A 23333-nucleotide genomic window follows, 5' to 3' on the forward strand; every position below is an offset into this window, starting at 1 on the left:
GTTCAGCGAACCCGCCCCTTCGCTGACGCTCGGGTAGTCGATGAAGCTGTCGCTTCATCTTCACCCTTCGCTCGGCTTCGCCTCGCTCGGGTAGTCGCTGAAGCTGTCGCTTCATCTTCACCCTTCGCTCGGCTTCGCCTCGCTCGGGTACGTGAAGAAAATCTATTTTCTTCAACTATGATTTATGATTAAAAATATCATTCAAAAAGCAGCTGAAATTATTAAAAAAGGGGGGTTGGTGGCTTTTCCAACTGAAACCGTCTATGGCTTAGGCGCTAATGCTTTGGATAAAAAAGCGGTTAGAAAGATATTTGAGGTAAAGGGCCGACCCTTAGACAACCCAGTCATTGTTCACATTGCCGATATTGGAGATTTAAAAAAATTAGCCAAAACTATCCCAAAAGAAGCAGAAATTTTAGTAGACCCCCACTTCAAAAAATTTGGTCTGGGGTCTAAGAAATTTTGGCCAGGACCCTTAACCTTGGTTCTCTTTAAAAAGAAAGTGGTGCCGGTTGAGGTAACGGCTGGAGGAAATACAGTAGCTATTAGAATGCCAAAAAATAAAATTGCTTTAGAGTTAATAAAAGCTGCTGGAGTTCCTATTGCTGCGCCTTCAGCTAATTTAGCTGGCCGGCCTTCTCCAACTACTGCTAAACATGTTTTTGAGGATTTAGGCAATAAAATTGATTTAATTTTAGATGGGGGCAGAACAAAAATAGGATTGGAGTCAACAGTTCTTGATTTAACCGTCAAGCCCCCTCAAATTTTAAGGCCGGGAGGAATTTCTTTTGAAGAATTAAAAAAAGTTATCAAAGATATTCAACTTCATCCAAGCTTATTGGGTAAAAAACTTAAGGGAAAAGCAAAATCACCAGGAATGAAGTATCGCCATTATGCTCCCAAAGCTCCCTTGATTTTAATTGACCCCGTTAGAGATTCTAAAAAATGGGGTAAAGCGCGAAAAAGACATATCTCTAACAGGGTTGAAGGAGATTTAAAGAGGTTAAAAAAATTCAAGGACTTAATTAGTTTTTACAAAAAACAGAAAAAGAAAGTAGGAATAATGATAAGTAGAGAGACAAAAAAATTTCTAAAAAATGGCGATGTAGTCTTGGTGGTCGGGAGCAGAAAAAATCTAAAAGAAGTCTCCCGTAATCTATTTCAAACCTTAAGAAAATTTGATATAAAGAAAGTAGATGTCATTTTAGCTGAAACTTTCCCTGAAAAAGGCATTGGTTGTGCCATAATGCATCGGCTCAAAAAAGCCGCTGGCAACCGATTAGACAAGTAAATATCTAATAGAGCAAAAGGTCGGTTCAAAATTTTAAAAAACTCAAAAACATGTTTTTAGGCCTAATTTTAATTCTTATCGGAACGCTTTTTCTTTTACAAAATTTGGGCATTTTGCCAATAGGAATTTGGGGGCTCCTCTGGCCATCTTTGTTAGTTTTAGCTGGACTTTATCTTATTCTACTTTACCGGGGGGTTCACTCGTTTTGGAAAAGATTCTGGAATGGGATTTGGAAAAAATTAGAATAGATTAAACTGATTAAAAAACCCTGATATAAAAAATGTGAGAAAAGAACTTTGTCTTCAAATTACAATTTTTCTTTTAGTAATTGGTCTTAGTGTTTTAATTTTTCTTTTCAGGGAAAAAATAGTAGGGCTGGAAGAATATGGCTATTTGGGCGCCTTTCTGATTTCAATGCTTACTAACGCTACCTTGGTTATTCCGGCGCCTGGCTGGGCAGTGATTATGGGCTTAGCTGCAATTTTCAATCCTTGGTTAATAGGCCTTTTAGCCGGTTTTGGAGCAGCTTTGGGCCAAACCACTGGTTATTTTTTTGGTTATAGTGGTCGAGCAGTAGCTAAGAATTCTGCCAAATATCAAAGAATGATTAACTGGATGCGGCGTCGGGGAGCTTTGGTTATTTTCTTTTTTGCCCTTATTCCCAACCCTTTTGTTGATATTGTTGGAGCAGCAGCAGGTATTTTAAAATTCCCTTTCTTGAAATTCATTTTCTTTTGCGCTTTAGGGACTGTTCCCAAATACATCTTTTTTGCCCTGCTGGGCGGCTGGGGACTTGAATTTTTCTTTTAAATATGTAAATATGTTCTTAATTCGCACGATCGTGTGAATTAAGTATTTAATGTGTTAATGTTAAACTAAAACCAGTATTATGTTTGGACTTCAACTTAAAATGTGGTTGTTGGTGGGGCTGATGTTTGGAATTTTGTATGGGGTAATTACCGGTATCGGAAGCTATCTGGGAGTAGGTAGCGCCGTTGGTTACATTGTTCTGGCGATTTTATTTATGGGCTTTCAGTACTTAATTGGACCCCGGCTGGTTTCAACAATAATGAAAGTAAAATATGTTTCAGAAAAAGAAGAGCCGGAACTTCATCAAATGGTGGCTGAAATCGCTCAAAATGCCCGGATTCCCAAGCCAAAAATCGGCATTTCTCAACTTTCTCTTCCCAATGCTTTTGCTTTTGGCCGAACCATTAGAGATGGAAGGGTTTGTATTACTCAAGGTATTCAAAGATTATTAACTAAGGATGAATTAAAAGCGGTTTTGGGCCACGAGATTGCCCATTTGAAACATCGAGATATGATGATTATCACCCTGATTTCGGTTATTCCTTTAATTTTATACTGGATTGCCTGGAGCTTTATCTGGGGAAGAATGTTTGGCAACCAGAGACAAAGTGGGGGCTATGCAGCTTTAGTTGGTTTGGGGGCAATGGTTCTTTATTTTTTGACCAATCTTTTGGTTTTGTACGGCTCTCGGATTAGAGAATATTATGCTGATGAAAGAAGCGTTAAACTGGGAAACCCTCCTCAATATCTGGCTTCGGCTTTATATAAATTAGTTTTTGGTTCAGCAAAAATTAAAAACACCCCTCAGGGAGAACAAGAGCTAAGAAGGGTGGGAGCAATAAAGGCCTTCTTTTTAAATGATGTAAGCCGAGCCTGGAATGAAGTAAGAGAGTTAAAGGAGGTTGACAGAGATCTTTCCGGAACCATTGAACAAAATGAACTTTTGGCTCTAAGGACAAAAAAGCCAAAATTAAGCGGGGCGGAAAAAATGCTGGAGCTTTTCACCACCCACCCAAATACCCTAAAACGAATTAAAAAACTAGCCGCTTTAATTTAGATTTGTCTATAGACCTCTTGCAAAATAATCCTTTCTACTGCAACTTGAATATTTTGGCTGCAAATCGTTCAGAATTCGTCAACATATACTCTGTATATGTCTCCTCATTCTTCACGATTTTCGCTCAAAATCTTCAAATTTCGTCACGAAAAATTATTTCGCAATAGGTCTTATGTTTAAAAAAGTATTTATTTTAACAATAATATTGATGGGGTTGATTTTAGTTGGGGATAGGGTTTTGTTTTTTAGGCCAGAGCCTGTTAATTTAATTGAGCAAAATTTTCTTCAAGGAGAAATATCTCTTCCTCAACCAAGACATCAAAGCCAGACATCGGTTGAAGAAGCGCTTTTAAAAAGAAGAAGTGTTAGAGAGTATAGAGATGAACCTTTAAATTTGCAAGAAATTTCTCAGCTTTTGTGGGCTGCTCAGGGAATCACTGACCCAAAGAGAGGTTTTCGAACTGCTCCTTCAGCTGGCGCGCTTTATCCTCTAAGGGTGTATCTGATGGGTGAAGTTGAGGGCTTGGAAATTGGTATGTATCGGTACAATCCTGACAATCATTCTTTAATAAAGGTTGGAGATAAAGATTTAAAAAGAGAATTAGCCAAAGCTGCTTTTGGTCAAATCTGGATTGAGAAAGCTCCGGTTAATATCATCTTTACTGGAAATTATGAAATAACCGCTCGAAGATATGGAAGAGAAAAAGCGCCTCGTTATGTTTATATGGAAGTAGGACATGCTGCCCAAAATGTTCATTTGCAGGCTGAAAGTTTAAACTTGGGCACAGTAGTAGTTGGGGGCTTTGAGATTGAAAAAGTTAGAGAAATATTGGGCCTTCCGGCAGAAGAAGAACCTTTGTATATTATGCCAGTCGGCCGGAAGAAATAATGACAAATCTCGTCTGGCCAGAAAATCTTATAAAAATCTTAATAAAAATATTTTAATCTCCATAACACATTACATAACACATTAACATATTAAATACTTAATTCGCACGATCGTGCGAATTAAGAACATAATAAGAACATAAAATGAGGAGGCTTCAAAAGGAAGGATTAACTGAGAAAATTTTAGGTTATTTGGGGGAGACTTTAAAAAATTTATTCGAATTAGGAATAACTATTATTTTTAATCCTCATAAATTAATGAGGGGTTTTTCTTTATATCGTTATCCTTCCCTTCCTAAACCTGTTGCTCAGAAAATGATTCAACAGAGAATAAATACCTTGAAAAGAAAGGGCTATCTTAAAAAGACCGAAGCTGGGTGGGAGTTGACTCCAAAAGGGAGAATTGAAATTATAAAAATTATCCTTTGGAAAAAGTTAGAAAAGAAAAAATGGGATGGAAAATGGAGAATAATTATATTTGATATTCCAGAAATGAGTCGAAGAGATAGGGATTTTCTGAGAAGGGAATTGAAATGGATTGGGTTTGTAGAGCTGCAAAAAAGTGTCTGGATTTTCCCTCACGATATGGAAAGAGAAATAATGGCTTTATTGAAACTCTGGAAATTAGAATTTCACGGAGACATAAGACTTCTGGTGGCAGAAAAAATAACCGAAGAGGAAGAACTAAAAAAACAGTTCAATTTAATTTAATCTAAAAGTACCTAAAGCGTACGATCGTGCGAATTAAGAACAGGGGTGTTAATTTGAAATTTGGGGTGAGCCCGATTAGAAATTCTCTAGTGATAGATTCGCTAAATCTAGTGATAGATTCGCTAAATAAGATCTGGATTAAAAATTTCTAAGGGGGTAAAATAATATAATTATGCCCGGTGATACAACCCCGCACTAATCCCGCTTACAGCGGGCCCGATGGGATTTGAACCCACGATTTGTTCCGTGACAGGGAACCGAGGACTCCGGACTCCTCTACGGGCCCATATTAAAATATTTTTCAAAATTTTATGCCGACGACAGGATTCGAACCTGTGACCTTGGCCTTATGAAGACCCTGCTACTAACCACTGAGCTACGTCGGCAAAACTTGTTGCGGGGGGCCGAATTGCACGGCCGTCTCGAGATTATGAGCCTCGCAAGGTACTACTCCTCCACCCCGCGTCAATTCAATATAATTTGCCACCTCAGCCGCAGCCAAAGATTGACTATCCTATCTTATTTTATCTTAATATATTTTTTAAATTATGTCAAAGCATGAAGATCGGTTAGGGCTTTTTCAAAAATTGCCAATATTTTTTCCGTTTCCTCAAGAGATAATTTGTAATTGGGGTCATAAATAATATCGTTCCTTATTTTATGGGCTTGTAAAATCTCTTCAATGTTGGGCAAAACCCCGGCTGGTATTTTATTTAATTTTCCAGACAATTCTTCTTCTTCGTAACCTATTTTTTTTAAAATCTCATCCAATAAAGAATCTGCTTCAATTATTGCCAACTTATATTCATCCTCAGTCCCCCTAACTAAACGAGCTTTTATTTTTAACCATTTTTTGGTTAACTTAGGCATACCGTAAGGCCGATAATTAAAAAATTCATACAAATCAATAAGAAAATGAAATTTAAGCCAACTGCTTTTTAAAAGAGCGAAAACGATAAAACTTAGAAAAAGCAAAGAGGTAGTAATAAAAATAATTTTTATAATCAAAAAACCAATATGGGGAGGAGGATAAACAATAAAAGAAACCCCCTTCTCAAATAAAACAGCTAAATCAAGCATAAAAACATTTTCAATATTTTCAATAATATTTTCAATCAGTTTTTCCATAATTTTTAAAAATTTGAGCAACTTCTAAAATTTTGTTTTCTTGGAATGGTTGGCCGATGATTTGGAGACCAACTGATAAGTCCTTAACTTTACCGCCGGGCAGAGAAATAGCCGGCAAACCAGCTAAATTAACCGGATTGGTAAAAATATCAGATAAATACATAGTTAAGGGGTCAATCGTTTTTTCGCCAAGTTTAAAAGGTAGGGTGGGACAAGTAGGGGTTAAAATAAAGTCAACAATTTTAAACGCTTTTTCAAAATCATTTTTAACTAAATTTCTAACTTTCTGAGCTCTAAGATAATAGTCCTCATAATAACCGGCCGATAAGGCATAAGTCCCAAGCATAATCCTTCTTTTTACTTCTGCTCCAAACCCCTCTTCCCTACTTCTCAAATAAACATCCAATAAGTTTTTCGCTCTTCTCTTTTCGCTTTTCGCTTCTGATAGTCCATATTTTATCCCATCATACTTTGCCAGATTGGCTGAGACTTCCGAGGATGCAATTATGTAATAGCAAGGTAAAGCATATTCAGTATGGGGCAAACTAACTTCTTCAATTTTAGCTCCCATATCTTCGTATTTCTTTATCGCCTTTTTTATAATTTTCTCTACTTCGGGATCCATTCCCTTAATAAAATATTCTTTCGGTATACCAATTTTTATTTTCTTTAGATTAATTTTTTCGCTTTTCGCTTTTCGCTTTTCGCTTAATTGAACGCTTGTTGAGTCCAGTTCGTCCTTACCCTTAATTGCATCAAAAACTATTTTGGCATCCTCCACCGTTTTAGTTATCGGTCCTATTTGGTCAAGCGAAGAGGCAAAGGCAATTAATCCATATCTGGATACTGCTCCATAAGTTGGTTTTAATCCGACTATTCCGCAAAAAGAAGCCGGTTGTCTTATAGAGCCGCCGGTATCAGAACCTAAAGCATATGAGCAAAAATTAGCCGCCACGGCCGCTGCTGAACCACCAGAAGAACCACCGGGAACTCTTTTTAAATCAAGCGGATTTTTAGTTGGAAAAAAAGCTGAATTTTCGGTTGAAGAACCCATGGCAAATTCATCTAAATTTGTCTTTCCCAGAATTACTGCCCCCTGCCTTTTCAGTTTTTTTATGACTGTGGCGTCATAAGGGGCAAAATAATTTTCTAAAACTTTTGAGCCGGCTGTACATTTTAGACCTTCAACTAAAATATTGTCTTTTATTGCCAAAGGAATACCGGCTAAAACTGGAATTTCTTTTTTTTTAATAATCAGTTTGTCTATTTTTTTTGCCTGAGATAAAGCCAAATCCTGATTGATACTTAAAAAAGCGCCAATTTTTTTATCCAACCGATCAATTCGTTCTAAATAGACCTTGATTAAATCTAAAACGGAAAATTCTTTTTTTATTAATCCCTGGTGGGTCTGAATAATTGTTAAATCGGTTAATTCCATTTTAGAAAATAGATTTGACTTTTAAATAACCGTTTTTGGTCTCTGGCGCCAGCTCTAATAGTTTTTTTGCTTGCCTGCCTAAGTTTTCTTTGAAAATTTTGGCGGGTAAATCTTCCCTCATAATGTTTCCAATATCAAAAGAATAATCGGTCAACTCTACTCCGGAAACATCTGCTTCTTTTAACTTTTCAATATAATCCAAAATCGAAGAGAGTTCCCTTTGGAACTTCTCTATTTCTTTTTCAGTTAGACCCAATCGAGCAAGTTTGGCGATATGCTGAACTTCCTTTTTACTTATCACAATTTTTAATTTTTGAATAAATCTTAATTTTAAAACTGTTTAAAAATTTAAGCATTAAAAATTATTGAAAATTTTAACGGGGCGGTTCTAAAAACTCTGTTTCCACCAAGACCTGATGTAAATCATCAAGATTTTCCAAAACTATTCCCGCTCCCCTGACAACAGCCGTCATTGGGTCTTCAATAATTTTAGTTGGAATTTTAGTTTCTTTTTTGATTAAAACATCAAGTCCCCGTAAAAGGGCTCCGCCGCCGCAAAGATGAATCCCTCTGCTCATAATGTCAGCCAATAATTCAGGCGGCGTTTCTTCAATAGCCATTTTTATTTCATTGACAATTTGTTTTATCGATCTTTCAATGGCTCTCCGAATATCCTCATCGGAAACCGAAATTTCTTCCGGAAGGCCGGTTATTAAATTCCGTCCTCTCATCGGCGCTTCTTTTTTCTCTTTCACGGGAATAACCGAACCGATTTTAATTTTAATTTCTTCGGCCGTTCTCTCGCCGATTAAAAGTTTATATTCATTTTGGGCAAACTGAATTATGTCTTCATTAAGTTTATCGCCGGCAATCCTTAAACTTTTTGAAAGGACGATTCCCCCTAAAGAAATAATTGCCACTTCTGTTGTTCCGCCGCCAATATCAACAATGAAATTTCCGCCCGCTTCCTGAACTTCCAATCTGGCGCCAATGGCAGCAGCCATTGGTTCTTCAATTAAAAAGACCTGTCTGGCGCCGGCTAATTTGGTAGCGTCAATTACCGCTTTTTTTTCCACTTCTGTTACTCCGCAAGGTATTCCGACAACAACTCTGGGTTTAGGAGTTAAAAGAAATCTTCTTTTATTGGCTTTTTCAATAAAATATTTAAGCATTTGTTCGGTCACTTCAAAATTAGAAATTACCCCGGCTCTCAAGGGCCGGGTAGCCACAATATGACCCGGTGTTCGGCCAACCATTTTTTTGGCTTCTTGGCCAATAGCTAAAACTTGACCGGTTTTTTGGTTGACGGCTACTACTGATGGCTCCTCAATAACAATTCCCCGACCCCGAACATAAACCAAAGAATTGGCTGTGCCCAGGTCAATGGCAATGTCTTCTGAAATATATGATAGAAGTTTATTTAACATAAGCGCTTCGCTAAATTAAAACTTATTGCAAATCAATACTAAAAACATTTTTGTTTTGCATTTAGTGTTTTTAGTTTTTCGTTTAAGAATTGCGGCAAGTGTTTTATTTTCACAAACTCAATTTTTGGTCTGCCGCGTTTCTTTAATTCTATACAACCTTTCGCTAATGTCCTCTCGCTTACCACAATTCGCCAGGGTATTCCAATTAAATCCGCTTCAACAAATTTTTCTCCAGGAGATTTGTCTCTATCGTCATATAATATTTCAATTCCTACCCCCCTTAAATCTTGATATATTCTTTCGGCCGCCCGTTTAACTTTTTTACTATTCTCAATTTGGATTAAGTGAAGATTAAATGGAGCCACCTCTTTTGGCCAAATAATTCCATTTTTATCATGGTGAACTTCAGTAATCGCTCCCATTAACCTACTAAGCCCAATGCCATAACAGCCCATTAAGACCATTTTTTCTTTTCCGTCCTCATCGCGAAAGGTAAAATTAAAAGCTCGGCTAAATTTATCTTTTAATTTGAAAATATTCCCTACCTCAATGACTTTTTTAATTTCTAAATTTTTACTTTTACATTCAGGACAGCTGTATTTTTCTTTGGCAATAATTTCTTTATTAATTCCCAATTTGCACTTTTGGCAAAGGTAAATAGTATCTTCGCCAAAAAGAGTTATGGTTTGAAATTCATGGGAGTATTGGCTGAAAGTTCCGCCCGAAGCTAAAGTTAAAAGGGTCTCTTTTTCCAAACCGCATCTTTTAAAAATTCTAAAATAGGCCTTTTTAACTATCTCATAATATCTATCCAAATCTTTCTCATTTTTGTGAAAAGAATAAAGGTCTTTCATTACAAATTCCAGGCCCCTTAATAATCCTGATTTTACTCGCAATTCATCACGGAATTTATCCTGAATTTGATAAACATATAAAGGTAGGTCTTTGTGAGATTTGGCAAACTTTTGAACCAGGGGCGTAATAATTTCCTCGTGCGTCCAACCCAAACCATAATCCTTTCCTCCTCTACTTTTCAGTTTAAACATTTCTGAAGAATGCCAACGTTGGGTTTTCTCCCATAAATTTTTGGGATGTAGGACTGGCATTAAAACTTCCTGCCCGCCAATTTTATTCATCTCATCCCTAATAATATTTTCAATTTTTTTAAAAACCAGCAAGCCCAAGGGCAAAAAAGTATAGACCCCAGCCATTAATTTATCAATAAAACCAGCCCTAATTAAAAGCTGGGCGTTAATACTTTTTTCATCTTTTGGGACTTGCCTAATTGTTTTGGTAAAAAGTTGCCCTTGTTTCATATTAAAATAGGCCGATGATATCTTTTATTGTCACCCAAACCATCAAACAGAGCAAGATGGTAAAAAAGAAAGCGGTAATTTTTTTCTCAACCCTTGGATTAACCGGTTTTTTTCTCACCGCTTCAATGCCTAAAAATAATAATTTTCCTCCGTCTAATGCCGGAATCGGTAAAAGATTAAAAATGGCCAGATAGATAGAAATTGCAGCGATAAATTGTAAATAATAAACCCAACCCAATTGGGCGACTTGAATCATAAAAGCGCCAATGCCAATCGGGCCGACAAATTTAACCTCCGGAGGCAATGCTTGACCTTGAATTAAATTTACTAAAAGTTGAACCAAACTTCCCAATATTAGAATGGTCATATTAAAAGAGGCCTCAATTCCTTTTATTGGAGATAAATACCAAGGATATCTTTTTATTTCCACTCTGGCTAAAACCACACCCATCGGACCCTCTCCAGCCGGAGGAGAAACCCTTGGAATTAAATTAATATTAAAAATTTCTTTACCCCTTTCAGTTGTTAAAATGACCTCCTTTCCTTTATATTTTTCAGTAAGCTCTTGCGCCTCTCTAACCTTATCAATTGAAAATTGGAAGTTGGAAATGGAAAATTGTTTTATAATATCGCCTAATTTTATGCCGGCTTTTTCAGCCGGTGAACCAGCCGCTATTCCCACGACTTTAACTTTAGCATTAACAGCTTCTTGCTCATCAGAAACCGGTCCCCAGGTACCAATTCCAAAAACAATACTTAATAAAACAATGGAAATTAGCCAAAAAGAAACCACTCCGGCTAAAACAATTAAAGCTCTTTGCCAAATCGGTTTTTTGTCAAAACTATGAATACTTTCAATTCCTCCTTCCTCGCCTTCAATTTTGACAAAAGCGCCAAAAGGCAAAAGATTCAAAGAATAAAGTGTTTCTCCGATTTTTTTTCCGATTAGACGAGGAGGCAAACCAATTCCAAATTCTTCCACTTTTACCCCATATTTTTTTGCCAAAAGAAAATGCCCAAATTCATGCAAAATGACTAATCCGATAAAACTGATAAAAACGATAATTATTGTAAGAAACATATGTATCTTGTGTCTTGTATTTTATATCGAGCGAGGCAACAAGTTTTAAAGTAAATTTCGCAGGCGGCAAAGCATGGTTTCTGAGTGAAGCGAAGAATTTGCCGCCGAGAATTTAGATAGTCAAATTGCGCTGGAAATTTGAACTATCGGTACTTTAAAACTTGTTGTCAAGCGACTATTTTTTAAGGCGAGGGAACCAATTTTTATGGACCATCCGCAGGCAAATTGCATGGTTTCGCCTCTGGCGAAAATTTGCCGAGGAAATGAGCTTGCTCCTCGCTGGGGAGCAGAGCGTGTCCTAAAAATTGCGTTCCCGAGCGACTATTCTAATATTTCTTTCTGTTTCCTCTCCCCTATCTCCTTAATTTTCTTATTATATTCATCAACCAATTCCTGTAATTCATCTTTCCCCCGATATTTGTCATCTTCCCTGATTTCCCCTTCTTTAAATCCTTCCTGAATTTCTTCCCAGGCCTCTTCCCGCCATCTTCTTATTGTCTTTCTGACTTCTTCCTGTTTTGTTGAAATTAAATGGATTAAATCTTTCCGATATTCTTGACTTAGGGGGGGTAAATTAATCCGAATAACATCTTTGTCAACAATGGGATTTGCTCCAATCCCTGTTTTGATTAAACCGGAAATAATTCCCTCAATATAAGATTTATCCCAGGGCTGAATCAAAATCTGTTTCGGTTCCGGCACCAAAATGGTAGCCAATTGCTTTAAGGGAAATTTCTGGCCAAAACAGTCACAGGTTATATCTTCAACCAAAGAGGGTGTCGCCCGGCTGGTTCGGATTTTTGCCATTTCTTTTTCTAAAAAAATAATCACTTTATCCATTTCCGGTTTAATTTTATTGATAATTTCTTTGTAATCCATTGGCATATTAAAATTTTAACATTAAATTTTCCAAGGCCAATTTTAAATTAACATTGGTGTCGGAAATTAAAGACCTGGTATTTTGAATGGCTTCAAGCATGTTTTTTAATTTTAAATAAGTAAGAGTGGAAAATTTATTTTCCATTGCCGATTTTAATAAAATCTGACGAAAATATCTTTGCCAAATATTTAAAATTTCTTCCGGATTGGAAAATTCCTGAGAAATTTTCTTGGCATATTGAAAACGGAAATTCAAATCGGAATTGATAATTTTCATAATTTCTAAAATGAATTTTTTTGTTTTTTTTAATTTTTCCGGCTGAAAAAGAAATTCCATCATCAAGCCCGGTTTTCCCGAAGAAAAAATCAAAATTTCTTCCCTTTCTTTGAGCTTTTGAGCAGCCAGATAATCTTCAATCTCTTTTCTTTTTAAGGGAAAAAATCTGATTTTTTGAACCCGGGAAAGAATGGTTGGTAATAGTTTTTCAGGGTATGCCGTAATTAAAATCAATAATGCTTTACCTTTCGGCTCTTCCAACGTTTTTAAAAAGCAATTCTGGGCTTGAAAATTCATCAAATGAGCATCGTCAACAATTCCAACCTTGTAATCGGCCAAAGATGTTTTTAAAGATAATCTCCAAATTAAATTTCTAATTTGATTGATTTTAATTTCTTTTCCAACGTCCTCTGGTTCAATAAAAATCAAATCGGGATGTTTTTCTGGAGAAATTTTTTGTTCTTTAAAAAGCCATTTTATAAATTCAAAAGCGAAAGTTTTTTTACCCAATTTTTCTTCTCCCCAAAATAGATAAAGATGAGAAAGTTTTTCTAATTCGGCTGATTTTATTAAAAATTGCCACTGTTTTTGATGACCTATCAACATATTTAGGATTTTACCCTGCAGTAAAGGCCTTGCCTCACTGGGGTTTATTTCTTTACCATTATGCTTTTTTTATATAACTCCAGATTTTCTAAAATGACGCCGGTTCCTTTGGCCACACAAAGCAAGGGCTCTTCGGCAATTATACAAGGAACGCCCACGTTTTTGGCAATTAATTCTTCAATGTTTCTCAAAATAGCTCCGCCGCCGGTTAAAACCATACCTTTGTTCATAATATCAGCAGATAACTCTGGCGGCGTTTCTCTTAAAACTATTTTAATTGCTTCAATAATTTCTCTTAAAACATCAGAAATAGCTTCGGTCGTCTCATGGCAAGAAATTTCAATATTACGAGGTAGCCCGGAAATTAAATCCCGGCCACGAATTTCTAATTTTTTTCCTGAATTTTTAATTACGCGAACCGTCAGGGGTTTAGCTGTTGTCTTGCCGGTTTCCGGTTGAGATAAAGTTTCATTGTTATACGAAAGGGAATTTTTTCCCGGTAAAGCCGTGCCGATTTTTATTTTTATTTCTTCGGCTGTTTGTTCTCCAATAACTAAATTATATTTTCTTCTAATATAATCGGTAATTGCCTGGTCCATTTTATCTCCGCCCGTTCTAATTGAATAAGAGGTTACTATTCCGCCCAAAGAAATTACCGCCACCTCCGAGGTTCCTCCCCCGATATCAACGACCATATTACCTGAACAAGAGTTAATGGGTATATTGGCGCCAATAGCCGCCAATATCGGTTCTTTAGCCAGATAAACCGCTTTAGCTCCGGCCATTATGCCGGCTTCAATAACCGCTCTTCTTTCGGTGGAAGTACTGCCGGCCGGAACGCTAATTAGTAATTCCGGTTTAAAAAACTTAAAAAAACCTAATGTCTTATCAATAAAATATTTCAACATTGCCTGAGTAATCCGATAATCGGCAATGACTCCGTCTTTAAGGGGACGATAAATCCTGATGGTGTCAGGTGTTCGGCCAATCATTTCCTTGGCTTTTTGACCAACGGCTAAAATTTTATTTTCAGCCAAGCTTACGGCTACCACCGATGGTTCTTGTAAAATTATTCCCTTTCCGAAAAGAAATACCAAAGAGTTACAAGTACCGAGGTCAATTCCTATCTTTTTAACAAACATATATTTATTAGTTAATTCTTTTAATATCGGCTCCTAATTTCTGAAACTGTTGTTCTATTTTCTCATAACCCCTATCAATTTGATAAATATTCTCAACTATTGTCTGACCTTCGGCTAAAAGACCGGCGATAATCAAAGAAGCTCCTGCTCTGATATCCCAGGACTCTATTTTCACTCCCCGCAAAGGGTTTTTGCCAAAAACAAAAGCTCGATGAGGATCAACTATTTCAATATCCGCTCCCATTTTTCTCAGTTCTTGAGTATAACCTAATCGGTTTTCATATAAGGGGTCGTGAATTAAATTTTTGCCCTGGGTTTGAGTCAAAAGAGGAACGATTATTGACAATAAATCAGTAGGAAAACCAGGATAAGGCAGGGCTTGAATCTTGACTGCTTTTAGGTCTGGAGAATAATTAACAGTTAGAGAATTGTCAGGGTTTTTTTGAAAATCAACTCCAATTTCTTCCATTTTATCCAAAAAACTATCCAGGTGTTCAAAAATAACTTTTTTTATTTTCAGTTGACTATTGGGGATGATTGCTCCGGCTATCATAAAGGTTCCTGCTTCCAGGGGGTCAGAAATAATTTGGTGATTAACCCCCTTTAGTTTTTTTGCTCCTTCAATTTTAAGGGTATGAGTTCCCAGCCCCTCTATTTTTACTCCCATTGCTTCTAAAATTCGTTCTGTATCTTGAACCTGAGGTTCAGCAGCAGCCATTTTAATAATGGTTTGTCCTTCAATTAAAGAAGCGGTCAACATTAAATTTTCCGTTGCGGTAACTGAAAATTCTTTCAAAATTATTTCTTTGGCAAAAAGGTTTTTGGCTTTAAAGTGATAAAAATTCCCTTCCTGGGAAATTTCCGCCCCCAGTTTTTTAAGGGCATCAAGATGGGTAAAAATTGGCCTTAAACCGATTCTGTCTCCGCCCGGTGAAGAAATTTTAAAATTTTTAAAGCGAGCTAAAAGAGGACCGATTAAAAGAACTGAAACCCGGCTTTTGGAAATTTCCTCAAAGTCCAATTTTTCCGGATTAACTTTCCGGGTATTTATTTTTATCTTTCTTTCCCCCAGCCATTCTATTTCAGCTCCCATTTTTTCCAGAATATTGATTAAACTCAAAACATCAGTCACCAAAGGCAAATTATCAATAATACAATCTTCTTCAGTAAGCAAAGTTGAGGCCAAAATGGGACCGGCCGCATTTTTATAACCCTTAATCTCAACCTCTCCTTCTATTTTTTTACCTCCTTTAATAATGAATTTTTCTGCCATAATACTTTATTCATAATAATCAAAAATTCCAAAAGAGTCAATTCTAAGTCTCGTAGAATACAAGATGAGCCCCCAAGATGAGCCCCCAAGATGAGCCCCCAAGATGAGCCCCCAAATGAAACCCGTTTCTAACGCAAAAAGAATGGCAGTATTATCAGAAAACACACCTGAAATACACAGGTGAAACCCGTGTATTTCTCACCCGTGCATTTCTCACCAAACCCCTAAACAAACATTAAGACCTCTGGTTTAAAAATCAACAAAAACCCCAAAATAATAATTAATATTCCGCTAATGAGGGTTGCCCAGTAATTGTATTTATCGGTAAAACCAATTTTTTTCAAAGCAATTAAAGCCACAGATAAAATTATTAATTCGTCCAGCATAAAAATAAAGACGTAAAGTAAAAGATAGAAATGATAACCTAATGTGGTTAAGGGATTTAAAGCTAAGACCCGGGTAAAAATAGCCGGTAAACCGGCTGAACAGAAAAATTCCACTAAATTTACCCCAAAAGCCAGAACAATTAATCCAAAAATGGTGGCAAAATTAATCAAGGGGGCATTGGCTATTTTTTCTATTCTTTCTTTTATTTTCAACTGTCGTTCAACTAAAGAGTTTAAGCCCAAGACCTTACAAACTCCGGGATTATAAGTAATAAAATTTTTAATCTGCCAAATACCCATTCCCATGGCGAAAGTTCCAATTAAAATTCGGGTTAAATGAACATATCCTATGACTAAAAATAAATTTAACCAGGCAGTTAAAAAAATATCATTATCCAGAGGGCGCAGGGATTAAATCCATCCAGGGCTGCTAAAATTATAGTTAGGACCGGTAAGGAAAGTTTTAAAATATCAATTTCGCCTAAAATAGGAATTTTAATAATTTTTTGAGAAACAACTGGTTCCTGGTCAAATAAACATTCTTTTAAACGATCTTCTATTTCTTTGGCAATTAGTTCATTAAATCCAAGGAAATAATTTTCCTCCAGAAAAATTATCGGCACTATCCCCTGTTCCCCCTTGGGAACTTGGTATTTTTGATAAAAATCGCTTAAAATTTTTTGATTTTCCGGTTGATAAAGAACTTCATACTCTTTTATTTCAACCGTGGGATAGGTTTCTGGCAATTGTCTCAAAAATTCTTTAGCTTTAATACAAACCGGACAAAGAGCGCTGTAAAAAAAATGAATGGTCAGTTCCGGTCGGTCAGAAATTTTTTGAGGTTCGGAGAAAGCAAACCCTCTTCTCTCTGTGGCTCGGGAGAAAGAGGAAATTAAAAATTAAGAAAGAAAGAATTAAAAAAATTATTAATGGTTTTTTTTTAAACTTTAACATCTTTTTAAAAAATTAAATTTAAGGATAGATTTAGTAATTTTCAATTTTTGCCTCTTGAATAAGGCCGAGATTGGACAGGGTTTGGAAACCAACCTGCCCTAAACTTTCACCGGCCATAGCGGCTTGACAATTTTCTTTTTTGGCAATGTCATATTTTATTTTAACAAATTATTCCTCCGCCCAAAACCTCCCGGCCCTTAAAAAAAACGATTGACTGGCCAGGGGTGATTGCCCTTTGGGGTTGAGCAAACAGTATCTTGTATTTTGCGTCTGGTGTTTTATGTATTATGGTGGCGGAAACCGACTTATGCCTATATCTAATTTGGGCTTTTACTTTAATGGGTAGACTTGGTTCTCTGCCAAAAATCCAATTAACATTTTTAGCAATTAAACTTTTGCTGTAAAGCGTTTTGTCTCTGAAAAAAGAAGTAACTATTAAAGTGTTTTCTTTTAAATTTTTCTCTACCACATAAAAAGGTCCTCCTGACAACTCAATCCCTTTTCTCTGGCCAATAGTATAAAAAGCCAGCCCCTGATGTTTTCCGATTATCTTACTCGAATGTTCAAACTTCAAGTTTGAACATAGGATTTGGCCTGGCTTTTGTTTAAGATGGCGAGCCAGAAAATCATTGATATTAGTTTGAATAAAACAAATTTCAACCGATTTTTTGGCTTTTAAAACGGGTAACTTAAATTTTTTTGCCAAATTTTCAACTTCGTTCCTGGTGTAATCTCCGATTGGAAACAAAACTCTTTTTAATTGTTTTTGATTTATTTGCCATAAAAAATAGGACTGGTCTTTTTCTTTATCTTTCGCCCTTAATAATTTATATTCTATTTTCTGTTTTCTATTTTCTGTTTTCTGTTTTTTGGCATAATGACCGGTAGCAATAAAATCAGCGTCAATCTTTAACGCTTTTTCTAAAAACAAACCGAATTTAATTTCCTTATTGCAAACCACGCAGGGATTTGGAGTTAATCCTTTTTGATAGCTATTTAAAAAATAGTCAACAATTCTCTTTTTAAATTCTTTTTTAAAATTAAAAACATAAAAAGGAATTTTCAAAATTCTGGCAACTTTTCTCGCCCTGACTTCAGCTTCTAACGAGCAACACCGATTTTCGTATCCGCGTAAATCAGCGCTGCTATCGGCGCGAATCAGCGGGTCGGAGCCGCTTTGCGGCTCCGACCAAAACTTCATAAAAGCTCCGATAACATCAACTCCTGCTCTTTTTAAAAGAGCTGCTGCCACTGATGAATCTAAGCCCCCTGACATTGCCACAACTACTTTTTGCCCATTTTTTCTTCTAATCTTGTCCATTCTTTATATCTTTTTTCAATTATTTCTTTTTCTTTTTTTATTCTTTGATGTTTTTCCCGGAGTTCCTTAGGAATTTCTTTTTTATTTTTAGCTAAATAATCATGAATTGCTTCAAGTAAGGCATCAACTGCCAGAACTGAACAATGGATTTTTATCGGGGGTAGGCCCCCCAAAGAATCAACTACTTTTTGCCGATTGAGCTCTAAAGCTTCCTCAATAGTTTTTCCTTTAACCAAATCGGTAATGAGGCTACTGGTAGCAATAGCGGCTAAACATCCATAAGTTTCAAATTTTATATCTTTAATTATTTCTCTTCCCTTTTTGTCTTTTCCTACTTTTATATAAAGATACATCACATCTCCACAATAAATATTCCCCGCCCTTCCAAGTCCATCCGGGTTTTTTATTCTCCCCATATTATGGGGTTTTTGAAAATGTTCAATAGCTTTTTTAGTATAAGGACCGATTCTTTTAATCATATTTTTTCTTAAACGGTGAAATTTTTCTTAATTTTTCAACAACTTTTGGCAAAACCTTTAAAAGATAATCAATATCTTTTTCCTTTGTCCATCTTCCCAGGGTTAATCTTAAAGAACCGTGAGCTTGATGAGGTTTCAATCCAATAGCCAATAAAACATGGCTGGGTTCCAATTTCTCTGTTGAACAAGCAGAGCCGGTAGAAGCAGCAATTCCCAATAAATCAAGATGAATAATAATTGACTCCCCTTCCACTCCCTCAAACCAGAAATTAGCATTATTGGCTAATCTTTTTGTCGGATGACCGTTTAAGCGACTGCCCTTTATTTTTTCCAAGACGGCTTTTATTAATTTATCTCTTAATTTTATTAATCTTTCTGATTCTGATTTCATTTCTTTTTTACAAATTTGACAAGCCCTGGCAAAACCAACAATGGCCGGGACATTTATAGTAGAAGACCTTAAGCCAGCCTCGTGGCTTCCTCCATGCAAAATTGGCTCAATTTTCGTCCCTTCTTTAATAAACAAACAGCCAACCCCTTTGGGACCGTACATTTTATGAGAAGAGGCGGTCAATAAGTCAATGTTCATTTTTTTTACATCAATTGGAATTTTACCGAGACCTTGGGCCGCATCAGTGTGAAAATAAACCTTTTTTTCTTTACAGATTTTCCCGATTTGGGCAATCGGCTCAATTGTTCCAATTTCATTATTGGCTTGCATTATTGAGACACAAACTGTTTCTTTTTTAATTGATTTTTTTAGCTCGTTAATGTCAATTAAACCATGTTTATCAACCTTTAATTTGCTGATTTCAAAACCCTGGGTTTCCAGCCACTTAGCGCTTTCCATAACACAGGAGTGTTCAATTGAAGAAATAATAATATGTTTTCCCTTGTCTTTATTTGCAAAAGCAATACCTTTTAAGGCAAGGTTATTGCTTTCGGTGGCAGAGCCGGTAAAAATTATCTCTCCTGGTTTGGCTCCTATTAAATCGGCTACTATTTCCCGACTTTCCTCTAAAATCTCTTTTGCTTTTTGACCCAATGAGTATAAAGACATAGTATTGCCAAATTGATGACTAAAATAAGGCATCATTGCTTTCAATACCAATGAATCAACCGGGGTGGTAGCGGCATAATCTAAATAAACCCCGTGCCTTTTCTTTTTTGTTTTCACCCTATCTTCCCTATTTAAAAAAAGGCGCGGGGTAAATTTTTTTCTTCATATTATTTAATTAAATCGGCTAAAACAATTGAATTTAGGGCCGAATCTATGATTTTTTGAAATTTCTGCCAAAAAATTTTTGTCAAACATTTTTTCTCCCGGGAACAAAAATATTTTTTGGGGGAAAGACATTCAACCAAGGTCTTTTTCCCTTCCAAAGTCCCGATTATTTCTTTTATTTTGATTTTTTTCGGCTTTTTTCTTAAAAAATATCCTCCCTGAGCGCCTTTTTTCGCTCTAACCAAACCGGCTTTTTCCAATTGAGAAAATATTTTTTCCAAAAAATCAAAAGGAATGCCTTCGGCTTTGGCAACTTTTCCAAGAGAAATAATTTTTTCTTTTTCTTTGGCTAAATAAACCATTGCCCGCAGTCCGTATTGGGTTTTTTTAGAAATTTTCATATATCTGAGTCCTGCCCCCGCGTGGGGGCGGGGCGAAGATGAAGATGAAGGCAACCCGAAAGGGCAAACTTCATCGACTTAAAAGCCGACCCTTTTGGTCGGCTTTAATTTATCAAAATTAAAATTATCTGTCAACCCCGTTAGAAAGTTTACGCGCCTACTTTTAAAAAAAGTATCCGGAGGAATGTCCTCCGTTGCTTTAACTTTATTTCATATTTTTTTCTTCAATGACCGAATTTTTACGAAGTAAAAATGAGGTGGGAGAAGAGATTATTTAATCTCTTCTATTGCTCCGAATGGACAAATTTCTTTTCCTCCGCATTTTTCCAGTTTTTTCTCATCAATTATTTCCGACTTACCATCCTCTGCCAATTTGATTCCTTCGGGACAAAGAGCCAGACATGTCCCACAACCAACACATTTTTCTTTATTGATAAAAAGCTGTTTAGCCATACCCCGTATATCAACCCCGTATAGCTCCTAACGGATTATATGGGGCTATGCTTCCAGTTAATTATATTTATGCCCAGTAATAGGAAGCGGAGTCCGAAAGGACGGAGCCCCGATACAGTTGCCGAAGGCAACTTGTACGGGGTTGTATTACGGGGCATATTGTTTTATTTATTCTAAAATTGCTTTAATTCTTCTTATTCCGGCCGCTGATGATTCTTCTTTGATAATTTTGAATTTTCCCAGTTCGGAAGTTTTTTGAACGTGGGGACCGGCGCAAATTTCTTTGGAAAAAATATTATCACCTTCTCCGATAATATAGACCTTCACCCTCTCTTTATATTTTGATTCAAAAACACCCTTTACTTCTTTTTGTTTTTTTGCTTCTTTTGTCGCCATCTCTTTAAAAGAAACGGATAAACCCCTTTCAATAATTTTATTTACCGTATTTTCAACTTTTTTTATTTGCTCCGGAGTAAGTTTTTCTTGGTGAGAAAAATCAAGCCTTAATCTTTCGGCCGTTATATTGCTGCCCTTTTGAATTACCTCGTGTCCCAAGACCTTCTCCAAAGCCGCCAATAAAATATGGGTGGCGGTATGAAGTTTTTTGGTTTCTTTAGCAGTATCTGCCAATCCGCTTTTAAATTTACCAACAATAGCAGTGCGTGATAATTCCTGATGTTTTTTCAGCTCTTGTTCAAACCCTAACTCATCAACCGGTGTTAAGCCGTTTTCTTTAGCCAATTCTTTCGTCATTTCAATGGGAAAACCGTAGGTTTGATACAAATCAAAAGCATCAAAACCGGAAATACTGCCTTTTTCTTTTATTTTATTAAATTCTTTTAAACCTTTTTCCAAGGTTTTTTGAAATTTTCTTTCTTCTTCCTCAAATTGATTAATGACAAAATACTGATTTTTTTCCAATTCCGGATAAATTTCTTTATAATCCTGAATAATGATTTTGGCTATTTCTTTTGTCCATAAGTCCTTTTTAATTCCGAGTTGTTTGCCGTAGCGAATCGCCCTTCTTATTAACCGACGGACAATATATCCTTGTTCGCTATTTGAAGGAACAAGACCCTTATCATCAGCCATAATAAAGGTTGCTCCCCTCAAATGGTCGGCAATTACTTCAAAGGGCTTCGCCTTTTCTCTGTATTTTTTCCCTTCTGACAACTCTTCAATTTTATCTATGATATTAATAAACAAGTCGGTTTCAAAAATACTGTCTTTATCCTGAATTATCATTGTTATTCTTTCAAGACCGCCGCCAAAATCAACATTCTGCTGTTTTAATTTTTGGAACCCTTTCTTTGTTTTTGAATATTCCATAAAAACATTATTGCCAATTTCAATAAATCGGCCGCAATCGCAATTAATGTGACAGGCCTGATTTTTAAATAAGGAATTTTCATGACGTTTTAAATCCGCTCCCAAGTCATAAAAAACTTCGCTGTCGGGTCCGCCGGGCTCCCCTATCGGCATATCGGCCGGAAGGCCGGAACGAGACCACCAGTTTTTCTTTTCATCATAATAAAAAATTCTTCCCCCTTGCATTCCGTTTTTTTCAGAAAAATCAATGTCTTCAGCCGCAATTCCTTTCTCTCTAAAAAGTTTTTTCCAAATTTCAACAGATTCTTCATCCCGGCCAATTCCGATATCCGAATTTCCCCTGAAGACGCTGGCATACAATTTATTGAAATCTAATTTCAATTCTTTGGTCAAAAACTCAAAAAACCATCTCAGTTGTTCTTTTTTAAAATAATCCCCGAAAGACCAGTTCCCAACATTTCAAAAAAAGTAGTATGTCTGTTATCCCCAATGTCTTCAATATCTTCGGCTCTGAAACATTTTTGAGAATTGACGAGTCGTTTTCCCAAAGGATGTTTTTCACCCAATAAATAAGGCACCAGGGGCTGCATACCCGACCCGGTAAAAAGAGTGGATGAATCGCTTTCTCCGGGGATTAAAGAAGCGCTGGGAATAATAAGGTGTCCTTTTTCTTTGAAAAAATTTAAAAACTTCTGCCTGATTTCTTTTGATTTCATAAAAATTTATTTACTCTTCATCTTCATATACTATCTATATTTTCACTGAATAACGGATGCCTCGGACGCAAAAAGGTGTTTTGCCAGACGGACTATCAAAAACCAGCCAAGATAGAAAACGGAAGATATTATTAAGTACAAAAGCAGTAGCAATAAACCCCATCCGCCCGGCATAAACGGCATTCCTCTAACTGCTCCAGTCATTAGAATAATAAAAACCAACAGGGCGGCAATTCCGGTCATGATCGGGCCAATGGGAACTTTAAGTTTCTTTGAGGCTGGCGCCATAGATGGCTGCGGCTCAGCCGGCGGCAAAGGCTGTTGACTGGGAAAACGAAAAAGATGAAACAGCGCCGCTATAAATGAAACGGCTGTTAAAACAATCAGCAAAAGGGCAGCCGGCAGAGCAAAGTATCCTAACCTCGGCACATCCCAGTGCAGCCGTTCGGCAAATAGAACAATGTATGTTGCCGGGATGGCAATTATCGCAGCTGTTGCCAACGCTGTCGGCATCTTCAATGTCCAACCGCGGCGCTCCAACCAAATTCTTGCCAGATAAACTAGACAAATTAATACCTGAGGCAAAATATACGCAAAATTCCCTAGCCAGTCACCATGTGTTAACAATCTGGCAATATCTGAAAGTGAATAACCGCTGACAGATCCGGCAAAGCGGACACTGTAGTATCCAAAAACACCGATTCCTAAGAAAGCAGCCGCGGCAGTCAGGTAACCGGCAAAAGCC

Annotated in this window: 24 protein-coding genes, 2 tRNA genes and 1 pseudogene; 5 read left to right on the top strand and 22 right to left on the bottom strand. The window is 36.6% G+C overall.

Annotation, left to right across the window (positions count from 1 at the left end; translation table 11 throughout):
- Positions 1 to 184: 184 nt before the first annotated feature.
- The 5 genes from KY055_01495 to KY055_01515 all read left to right on the top strand — a co-directional run bounded on the left by KY055_01495 (position 185) and on the right by KY055_01515 (position 4757).
- Complete coding sequence (locus KY055_01495; protein ID MBZ1345301.1) at positions 185 to 1291, top strand: threonylcarbamoyl-AMP synthase; 1107 nt, start codon at positions 185 to 187, stop codon at positions 1289 to 1291.
- A 282-nt stretch (positions 1292 to 1573) separates the two neighbouring features.
- Complete coding sequence (locus KY055_01500; GenBank protein MBZ1345302.1) at positions 1574 to 2101, top strand: VTT domain-containing protein; 528 nt, start codon at positions 1574 to 1576, stop codon at positions 2099 to 2101.
- Positions 2102 to 2180: 79 nt separating this feature from the next.
- Positions 2181 to 3158, top strand: coding sequence for a M48 family metalloprotease (locus KY055_01505; GenBank protein ID MBZ1345303.1), 978 nt, complete (start codon positions 2181 to 2183; stop codon positions 3156 to 3158).
- A gap of 172 nt (positions 3159 to 3330) precedes the next feature.
- Positions 3331 to 4047: a SagB/ThcOx family dehydrogenase gene (locus KY055_01510; protein MBZ1345304.1), complete on the top strand. Its 717-nt coding sequence runs from the start codon at positions 3331 to 3333 to the stop codon at positions 4045 to 4047.
- A 143-nt stretch (positions 4048 to 4190) separates the two neighbouring features.
- Positions 4191 to 4757 carry a hypothetical protein gene (locus tag KY055_01515; protein MBZ1345305.1) on the top strand — a complete coding sequence of 189 codons (567 nt, stop codon included), beginning with the start codon at positions 4191 to 4193 and terminating at the stop codon, positions 4755 to 4757.
- 211 nt (positions 4758 to 4968) lie between these two features.
- On the opposite strand, the gene KY055_01520 is transcribed toward KY055_01515, so the two are convergent.
- The 22 genes and pseudogenes from KY055_01520 to KY055_01625 form a co-directional block, all read right to left on the bottom strand.
- A tRNA-Asp gene (locus KY055_01520) sits at positions 4969 to 5043 on the bottom strand.
- A gap of 26 nt (positions 5044 to 5069) precedes the next feature.
- A tRNA-Met gene (locus tag KY055_01525) sits at positions 5070 to 5143 on the bottom strand.
- 160 nt (positions 5144 to 5303) lie between these two features.
- Positions 5304 to 5885, bottom strand: a complete 582-nt coding sequence (locus KY055_01530; GenBank protein MBZ1345306.1) for a hypothetical protein — start codon at positions 5883 to 5885, stop codon at positions 5304 to 5306.
- Entirely contained in the window at positions 5869 to 7323 is a 1455-nt protein-coding gene (gene gatA / locus KY055_01535) for an Asp-tRNA(Asn)/Glu-tRNA(Gln) amidotransferase subunit GatA (protein ID MBZ1345307.1), read from the bottom strand. The genes KY055_01530 and gatA overlap by 17 nt, the downstream gene beginning before the upstream one ends.
- 1 nt (position 7324) lies before the next feature.
- Positions 7325 to 7624, bottom strand: coding sequence for an Asp-tRNA(Asn)/Glu-tRNA(Gln) amidotransferase subunit GatC (gene gatC / locus KY055_01540; GenBank protein ID MBZ1345308.1), 300 nt, complete (start codon positions 7622 to 7624; stop codon positions 7325 to 7327).
- A gap of 73 nt (positions 7625 to 7697) precedes the next feature.
- Positions 7698 to 8750 (bottom strand): rod shape-determining protein, encoded by a 1053-nt coding sequence (locus KY055_01545; GenBank protein MBZ1345309.1) that lies wholly within the window; start codon positions 8748 to 8750, stop codon positions 7698 to 7700.
- A 38-nt stretch (positions 8751 to 8788) separates the two neighbouring features.
- Entirely contained in the window at positions 8789 to 10066 is a 1278-nt protein-coding gene (locus KY055_01550) for a prolyl-tRNA synthetase (protein MBZ1345310.1), read from the bottom strand.
- A gap of 1 nt (position 10067) precedes the next feature.
- Positions 10068 to 11147: a site-2 protease family protein gene (locus tag KY055_01555; GenBank protein MBZ1345311.1), complete on the bottom strand. Its 1080-nt coding sequence runs from the start codon at positions 11145 to 11147 to the stop codon at positions 10068 to 10070.
- 321 nt (positions 11148 to 11468) lie between these two features.
- Positions 11469 to 12026: a ribosome recycling factor gene (gene frr, locus KY055_01560; GenBank protein ID MBZ1345312.1), complete on the bottom strand. Its 558-nt coding sequence runs from the start codon at positions 12024 to 12026 to the stop codon at positions 11469 to 11471.
- Between the two features lie 7 nt (positions 12027 to 12033).
- Entirely contained in the window at positions 12034 to 12909 is an 876-nt protein-coding gene (locus KY055_01565) for a hypothetical protein (GenBank protein MBZ1345313.1), read from the bottom strand.
- A gap of 44 nt (positions 12910 to 12953) precedes the next feature.
- Positions 12954 to 14051: a rod shape-determining protein gene (locus KY055_01570; protein MBZ1345314.1), complete on the bottom strand. Its 1098-nt coding sequence runs from the start codon at positions 14049 to 14051 to the stop codon at positions 12954 to 12956.
- A gap of 7 nt (positions 14052 to 14058) precedes the next feature.
- On the bottom strand, positions 14059 to 15324 hold the full coding sequence (gene murA / locus KY055_01575; protein ID MBZ1345315.1) for a UDP-N-acetylglucosamine 1-carboxyvinyltransferase: 1266 nt from the start codon (positions 15322 to 15324) through the stop codon (positions 14059 to 14061).
- 224 nt (positions 15325 to 15548) lie between these two features.
- A complete protein-coding gene (locus tag KY055_01580) occupies positions 15549 to 16016 on the bottom strand; it encodes a hypothetical protein (GenBank protein MBZ1345316.1) in 468 nt (155 codons plus the stop codon).
- A 71-nt stretch (positions 16017 to 16087) separates the two neighbouring features.
- On the bottom strand, positions 16088 to 16456 hold the full coding sequence (locus KY055_01585; GenBank protein MBZ1345317.1) for a hypothetical protein: 369 nt from the start codon (positions 16454 to 16456) through the stop codon (positions 16088 to 16090).
- Between the two features lie 238 nt (positions 16457 to 16694).
- Positions 16695 to 16823, bottom strand: coding sequence for a hypothetical protein (locus tag KY055_01590; protein MBZ1345318.1), 129 nt, complete (start codon positions 16821 to 16823; stop codon positions 16695 to 16697).
- A gap of 1 nt (position 16824) precedes the next feature.
- A complete protein-coding gene (gene mnmA, locus KY055_01595; GenBank protein ID MBZ1345319.1) occupies positions 16825 to 17985 on the bottom strand; it encodes a tRNA 2-thiouridine(34) synthase MnmA in 1161 nt (386 codons plus the stop codon).
- A complete protein-coding gene (locus KY055_01600; GenBank protein MBZ1345320.1) occupies positions 17949 to 18464 on the bottom strand; it encodes an iron-sulfur cluster assembly scaffold protein in 516 nt (171 codons plus the stop codon). The genes mnmA and KY055_01600 overlap by 37 nt, the downstream gene beginning before the upstream one ends.
- Entirely contained in the window at positions 18457 to 19641 is a 1185-nt protein-coding gene (gene nifS, locus KY055_01605) for a cysteine desulfurase NifS (GenBank protein MBZ1345321.1), read from the bottom strand. Before nifS ends, KY055_01600 begins: the two co-directional genes overlap by 8 nt.
- Before the next feature lie 50 nt (positions 19642 to 19691).
- Positions 19692 to 20090: an Rrf2 family transcriptional regulator gene (locus KY055_01610; protein ID MBZ1345322.1), complete on the bottom strand. Its 399-nt coding sequence runs from the start codon at positions 20088 to 20090 to the stop codon at positions 19692 to 19694.
- Positions 20091 to 20360: 270 nt separating this feature from the next.
- Entirely contained in the window at positions 20361 to 20543 is a 183-nt protein-coding gene (locus KY055_01615; protein MBZ1345323.1) for a 4Fe-4S binding protein, read from the bottom strand.
- A 168-nt stretch (positions 20544 to 20711) separates the two neighbouring features.
- Positions 20712 to 22588, bottom strand: a pseudogene (locus KY055_01620) (alanine--tRNA ligase).
- 42 nt (positions 22589 to 22630) lie between these two features.
- The coding region (locus KY055_01625) for a hypothetical protein (protein ID MBZ1345324.1) at positions 22631 to 23333 on the bottom strand (703 nt) is incomplete at its 5' end.

The organism is Candidatus Nealsonbacteria bacterium (genome assembly GCA_019923625.1).
In the GTDB taxonomy this organism is placed as follows: Bacteria; Patescibacteriota; Minisyncoccia; order Minisyncoccales; family RBG-13-42-11; genus JAHXGN01.

Excerpts from the sequence above, each read along its gene's own strand:
- KY055_01495 (MBZ1345301.1), top strand. The coding sequence starts at position 185 with ATGATTAAAAATATCATTCAAAAAGCAGCTGAAATTATTAAAAAAGGG.
- KY055_01505 (MBZ1345303.1), top strand. The coding sequence starts at position 2,181 with ATGTTTGGACTTCAACTTAAAATGTGGTTGTTGGTGGGGCTGATGTTT.
- KY055_01510 (MBZ1345304.1), top strand. The coding sequence starts at position 3,331 with ATGTTTAAAAAAGTATTTATTTTAACAATAATATTGATGGGGTTGATT.
- KY055_01515 (MBZ1345305.1), top strand. The coding sequence starts at position 4,191 with ATGAGGAGGCTTCAAAAGGAAGGATTAACTGAGAAAATTTTAGGTTAT.
- KY055_01530 (MBZ1345306.1), bottom strand. The coding sequence starts at position 5,885 with ATGGAAAAACTGATTGAAAATATTATTGAAAATATTGAAAATGTTTTT.
- gatA (MBZ1345307.1), bottom strand. The coding sequence starts at position 7,323 with ATGGAATTAACCGATTTAACAATTATTCAGACCCACCAGGGATTAATA.
- KY055_01545 (MBZ1345309.1), bottom strand. The coding sequence starts at position 8,750 with ATGTTAAATAAACTTCTATCATATATTTCAGAAGACATTGCCATTGAC.
- KY055_01550 (MBZ1345310.1), bottom strand. The coding sequence starts at position 10,066 with ATGAAACAAGGGCAACTTTTTACCAAAACAATTAGGCAAGTCCCAAAA.
- KY055_01555 (MBZ1345311.1), bottom strand. The coding sequence starts at position 11,147 with ATGTTTCTTACAATAATTATCGTTTTTATCAGTTTTATCGGATTAGTC.
- frr (MBZ1345312.1), bottom strand. The coding sequence starts at position 12,026 with ATGGATTACAAAGAAATTATCAATAAAATTAAACCGGAAATGGATAAA.
- KY055_01565 (MBZ1345313.1), bottom strand. The coding sequence starts at position 12,909 with ATGTTGATAGGTCATCAAAAACAGTGGCAATTTTTAATAAAATCAGCC.
- KY055_01570 (MBZ1345314.1), bottom strand. The coding sequence starts at position 14,051 with ATGTTTGTTAAAAAGATAGGAATTGACCTCGGTACTTGTAACTCTTTG.
- murA (MBZ1345315.1), bottom strand. The coding sequence starts at position 15,324 with ATGGCAGAAAAATTCATTATTAAAGGAGGTAAAAAAATAGAAGGAGAG.
- KY055_01580 (MBZ1345316.1), bottom strand. The coding sequence starts at position 16,016 with ATGGGAATGGGTATTTGGCAGATTAAAAATTTTATTACTTATAATCCC.
- mnmA (MBZ1345319.1), bottom strand. The coding sequence starts at position 17,985 with ATGGACAAGATTAGAAGAAAAAATGGGCAAAAAGTAGTTGTGGCAATG.
- KY055_01600 (MBZ1345320.1), bottom strand. The coding sequence starts at position 18,464 with ATGATTAAAAGAATCGGTCCTTATACTAAAAAAGCTATTGAACATTTT.
- KY055_01610 (MBZ1345322.1), bottom strand. The coding sequence starts at position 20,090 with ATGAAAATTTCTAAAAAAACCCAATACGGACTGCGGGCAATGGTTTAT.
- KY055_01615 (MBZ1345323.1), bottom strand. The coding sequence starts at position 20,543 with ATGGCTAAACAGCTTTTTATCAATAAAGAAAAATGTGTTGGTTGTGGG.